General features: G+C 72.6%; 5 protein-coding genes. 2 read left to right on the top strand and 3 right to left on the bottom strand.

The genetic code is table 11. The features are described 5' to 3' along the window. Together LG632_RS29450 and LG632_RS29455 are read right to left on the bottom strand one after the other, a co-directional pair. Positions 1-300, bottom strand: a 300-nt coding sequence (locus tag LG632_RS29450) for a WhiB family transcriptional regulator (protein WP_226730984.1), incomplete at its 3' end; no start/stop codon positions are given. 126 nt (positions 301-426) lie between these two features. After that, positions 427-1,167: a DUF1707 SHOCT-like domain-containing protein gene (locus tag LG632_RS29455; RefSeq protein WP_226730985.1), complete on the bottom strand. Its 741-nt coding sequence runs from the start codon at positions 1,165-1,167 to the stop codon at positions 427-429. Positions 1,168-1,313: 146 nt separating this feature from the next. On the opposite strand from LG632_RS29455, the gene LG632_RS29460 reads away from it, so the two are divergent. After that, positions 1,314-2,978, top strand: a complete 1,665-nt coding sequence (locus LG632_RS29460) for a fumarate hydratase (protein WP_226730986.1) — start codon at positions 1,314-1,316, stop codon at positions 2,976-2,978. 476 nt (positions 2,979-3,454) lie between these two features. Here LG632_RS29460 and LG632_RS29465 read toward each other — a convergent pair whose 3' ends face one another. Then, complete coding sequence (locus LG632_RS29465) at positions 3,455-3,877, bottom strand: hypothetical protein (protein ID WP_226730987.1); 423 nt, start codon at positions 3,875-3,877, stop codon at positions 3,455-3,457. A gap of 53 nt (positions 3,878-3,930) precedes the next feature. Between LG632_RS29465 and LG632_RS29470 the strand changes: the two genes are divergently transcribed. Beyond that, positions 3,931-4,698: a glycerophosphodiester phosphodiesterase gene (locus LG632_RS29470; RefSeq protein WP_226730988.1), complete on the top strand. Its 768-nt coding sequence runs from the start codon at positions 3,931-3,933 to the stop codon at positions 4,696-4,698. Positions 4,699-4,869 lie beyond the last annotated feature (171 nt).

Raw genomic sequence — 4,869 nt, forward strand, 5'->3', positions numbered from 1 at the left:
CTCGGCGGCCGTCAGCCCGCCCCACACGCCGTACGGCTCGGGCTGGAGCAGCGCGTGCTCGCGGCAGGCGACCATGACCGGGCAGCGGGCGCACAGCCGCTTGGCGGCCTCCTCGCGCGAGAGCCGGGCCGCGGTCGGCTCCTTGGAGGGGGCGAAGAACAGTCCCGCCTCGTCCCGGCGGCACACGGCCTCCGCGTGCCATGGGCCGTCCTCTTCCCTGGCGGGCACCCGTGGCTTGGGCAGAGCCGGGAGGCTCTTGACGGCCACTGCCTGCAGGGACTGATGCGGCGGTTGCTGCACGGTCTACTCCTGACGACGGATTCGCGAGCGAGAGACGATGCACCTGTCTCTACCCGCTGTGTGCGGCGCTATGCACTCCGTGTCGCCCAGGGGAACTTCGACCGAAATACAACCCTCCGCAAGGCGTCAGGCGTCCAGCCGCTTGCGCAACCGCATCGCGAGGTCGACGATGCGTGCGCCCGGCTTGGGCCGGGCCTCGATATTGCCCAGCAGCGCGAATCCGCGGACGATCACCACGGGGGCCTGGGGATCGGCCTCCGCGCGGCCTTCTCCGTACACCTCGAAATTGCCGAGAACTCCGCTTCCGTATCCGCGGAGGGCCACATTTTCCGGGACCTTGATTTCGACATTTCCCAGCACGCAGGTCACGTCGATCTCGGTGACCTGCTGCTCGAACACGGCCTCGGTGAGGTCGATGGTCACGTCCCCCAGGACGGACACGGCCCGGGTCCGCGCGGCGGGCCGCCAGCGGCCCTTGCGGGTGGAACTGCTGCACACCGCGACCACGTTCTCGGCGAAGCCGGCGCCCAGCGGGACGGCGGCGGGCGAGGCGGGGGCGGCGCCGGGGAAGCCCGTGGGGAAGCCGCCCGCCGCGCTCCGGCCCGCCGCGGCGCCGCCGGGCACGGGCAGGTCCCGTACCAGCAGCTCCAGCTCGCCGACGGTCTTGACGGCGTAGAGGGAGTCCAGGCGCTCGGAGTGCTCCTCGGCGTTCAGCCGGCCCTCGGCGAGGGCGTCGCCCAGGATCTGCGCGATCCGGTCCCGGTCGGCGTCGGAGGCGCGCAGCTGGGCCGGGCCGGGGACGGGGCCCGGGCCCGGGGTGGGCGCAGGGGCAGGGGCAGGGGCAGCAGGGTGCTTTTCCAGGTCCACGGCGGCCAGCATAGCCAGACACGATAGATCGCGATAGTGCTGGGTGAGCCTTACCTCACAGACACGGGCCGGGGCTCAGGACCTAACCTGGTGGACTGCGCTGCCAATAGGTCGCCAGCGCTGTCTGCCGAGTGAGGAATGGCCACATGCCGGAGTTCGCGTACACCGACCTGCTCCCCCTGGGGGAGGACAAGACTCCCTACCGCCTGGTGACGTCCGAGGGCGTCTCCACGTTCGAGGCGGACGGCCGTACGTTCCTCAAGGTCGAGCCGGAGGCGCTGCGCAAGCTGGCGGCCGAGGCCATCCACGACATCCAGCACTTCCTGCGCCCGGCGCACCTCGCCCAGCTGCGCCGGATCATCGACGACCCGGAGGCCTCGGCCAACGACAAGTTCGTCGCGCTGGACCTGCTGAAGAACGCGAACATCGCGGCCGCGGGCGTGCTCCCGATGTGCCAGGACACCGGCACCGCGATCGTCATGGGCAAGCGCGGCCAGAACGTGCTGACCTCCGGCGGTGACGAGGAGGCCCTCTCCCGCGGCATCTACGACGCGTACACCGAGCTGAACCTGCGGTACTCGCAGATGGCCCCGCTGACCATGTGGGACGAGAAGAACACCGGCTCCAACCTGCCCGCGCAGATCGAGCTGTACGCCACCGACGGCGGTGCGTACAAGTTCCTCTTCATGGCCAAGGGCGGCGGTTCGGCCAACAAGTCGTTCCTGTACCAGGAGACGAAGGCCGTCCTCAACGAGGCCTCCATGATGAAGTTCCTGGAGGAGAAGATCCGCTCCCTGGGCACGGCCGCCTGCCCGCCGTACCACCTGGCGATCGTCGTCGGCGGCACCTCGGCCGAGCACGCGCTGAAGACGGCCAAGTACGCCTCCGCGCACTACCTGGACGAGCTGCCCACCGAGGGCTCGCCGCTCGGGCACGGCTTCCGTGACCTGGAGCTGGAGGAGAAGGTCTTCGAGCTGACCCAGAAGCTCGGCATCGGCGCGCAGTTCGGCGGCAAGTACTTCTGCCACGACGTGCGCGTGGTGCGCCTGCCGCGGCACGGCGCGTCCTGCCCGGTCGCGATCGCCGTCTCCTGCTCGGCCGACCGCCAGGCGGTCGCGAAGATCACCGCCGAGGGCGTCTTCCTGGAGCAGCTGGAGCGCGACCCGGCGCGCTTCCTGCCGGACACCACCGAGGACCACCTCTCCGGCGGCGAGGTCGTGAACATCGACCTCAACCAGCCGATGGACGAGATCCTCGCGGAGCTGACCAAGCACCCGGTCAAGACCCGGCTGTCCCTGACCGGCCCGCTGGTCGTGGCGCGCGACATCGCCCACGCCAAGATCAAGGAGCGGCTGGACGCGGGCGAGGACATGCCGCAGTACCTCAAGGACCACCCGGTGTACTACGCCGGCCCGGCCAAGACCCCCGAGGGCTACGCCTCGGGCTCCTTCGGCCCGACCACGGCCGGCCGGATGGACTCCTACGTCGCCCAGTTCCAGGCGGCGGGCGGCTCGAAGGTCATGCTGGCCAAGGGCAACCGCTCGCAGCAGGTGACGGACGCCTGCGGCACGCACGGCGGCTTCTACCTGGGCTCGATCGGCGGCCCGGCGGCGCGGCTGGCCCAGGACTGCATCAAGAAGGTCGAGGTCCTGGAGTACGAGGAGCTCGGCATGGAGGCCGTCTGGAAGATCGAGGTCGAGGACTTCCCGGCGTTCATCGTCGTGGACGACAAGGGCAACGACTTCTTCCAGAACCCGGCGCCCGAGCCGACGTTCACCCACATCCCGGTCCGCGGCCCGGGCCTGTCCTGACCCGCGCCGGACCGGGGCCCCGCCACCGGGCGGGGACCCGGTCCGGGACGGGATGTGAGGATGGGGCCGTGCGTGACGCGTACGACGGCCCCTCCCCTCACGGCTACGAGCCGGGCGAGAACGCGGTCCACCCTCCCGACGCCGACGACCGGGCCGCCGCCCGGCGGCTCGCCCAGGAGTCGGCGGCCTTCGCCGACCTCGCCGGGTACTACGGCGAGACCGGCGCCGTGACCATGAGCGACGTGGGCAACGGCTACTTCCTCCACCCCGGCGCCCAGGCGCTCGGCGAGCGCCTGGTCCTGCCGGGGTCGGGCACGTCGTCGCCCGCCGTCCTGATCGGCTCCGACGGCGGGGGGATCCTGTACGCGGTCGGCCGGACGGCGCCGTGCGGCGCTCCCGGGGCGCCTCGGAGGACGCCGAGTTCGACCCGGTCGCGCGCGACCTCGCCGAGTTCCTCGACCTCCTGCGACGCTCCGTCAGCCGCTTCCTGGAGACCGGCCGCCCCGACCTCGTGCAGCCCGCCGCGCCCCTTCCACGCCCGCCCGCTCCACCAGGAACCGGGCTTCCACCGGGGTGGCCCACCAGCCCTCCGCCCGGGCGGTGGTGAGCTCGGCGAGGCCGAGGGCGTAGACCCGGCGCAGCAGGGCGACGGGGATGCCGTCACGACCGCCCACCGTCAGGCGGACGGTCCCCTCGCTGGCCGCGATGCGGTCGCGGACCCACCGCGGGGGCACGCCGCGGCCGCGGTCGCAGGACAGCACGTCGTGGCGCGGGCAGTGGTGCTGCGCGTACCAGCGCAGCCCGCCGGCCGGACCGGGCTCGGCGGTCTGCCACTCCTCCTGGACGCAGTCCGCGCACGGTTCGGGGTGCGGGCTCGTCGTCGTCGGGTGTCCGGTCATCCGGGCAGCATGCGGTGGCCGGTGGTTCGCCGCATCCCGATAACGTTCGCCGTATGACGCAGTCACCGCTTCGTACCGCACGCGACGTGCGGGTCATCGCCCATCGGGGGGCCTCCCACGAGCACCCCGAGCACACCCTCGCCGCCTACCGGCAGGCCATCGCCGACGGGGCGGACGCCCTGGAGTGCGATGTGCGGCTGACCGCCGACGGGCGGCTGGTGTGCGTGCACGACCGGCGGGTGGAGCGGACCTCCGACGGGCGCGGCACCGTCTCCGCGATGACCTACGCCGAGCTGGCCGCGCTGGACTTCGGCGGGTGGAAGGGCGAGCAGCACCGGGGCGCGCAGGTGCTGCTGTTCGAGGACCTGCTCAAGGAGGCCCTGACCGCCGACCGCCGGGTGGGGTTGGCCGTCGAGACCAAGCACCCCAGCCGCGCGGGCGGCCGCCTGGAGGCCGAGCTGGTGCGGGTCCTCAAGGACCACGGGCTCGCGGACGGCGCCGACGGGCGTGTCGAGGTGATGAGCTTCTCGCGGACCGCGCTGCAACGCCTCCACCGGCTCGCGCCCGGCCTGCCGTCGGTGTACCTCATCGAGCGGGCCGTCCGCCCCCCGCGCCCGCCCTTCGCCGGCCACGCCGGTCCGGGCATCGACCTGGTGCGCCGGGATCCGGGGCTGGTGGGGCGCCTGAAGGCCAAGGGGCTGCGGGTGCGGGTGTGGACCGTGGACGAGCTCGACGACGTCGAGCTGTGCCTGCGCCTCGGCGTGGACACCATCATCACCAACCGGCCCCGCGAGATCAGGCGGTACCTCGACGCGCTGTGAGGCGCGGGCCCTGTGCCGATCGGCGTAGCGCGCCCGCGCGGGTGGGGCCGTTCGGCAGATGGCCGCCGCCCGGCTCCCGGGCGAGGCTGGTCGGGTACCCGAACGGGGTGCCTGACCAGGGGAGTTCGCATGAGGATCCGTACCGTCGCCGGGCCGGTCGCCGCGCTGGCC

The sequence above is a fragment of the Streptomyces antimicrobicus genome (genome assembly GCF_020532625.1).
Classification (GTDB): Bacteria; Actinomycetota; Actinomycetes; order Streptomycetales; family Streptomycetaceae; genus Streptomyces; species Streptomyces antimicrobicus.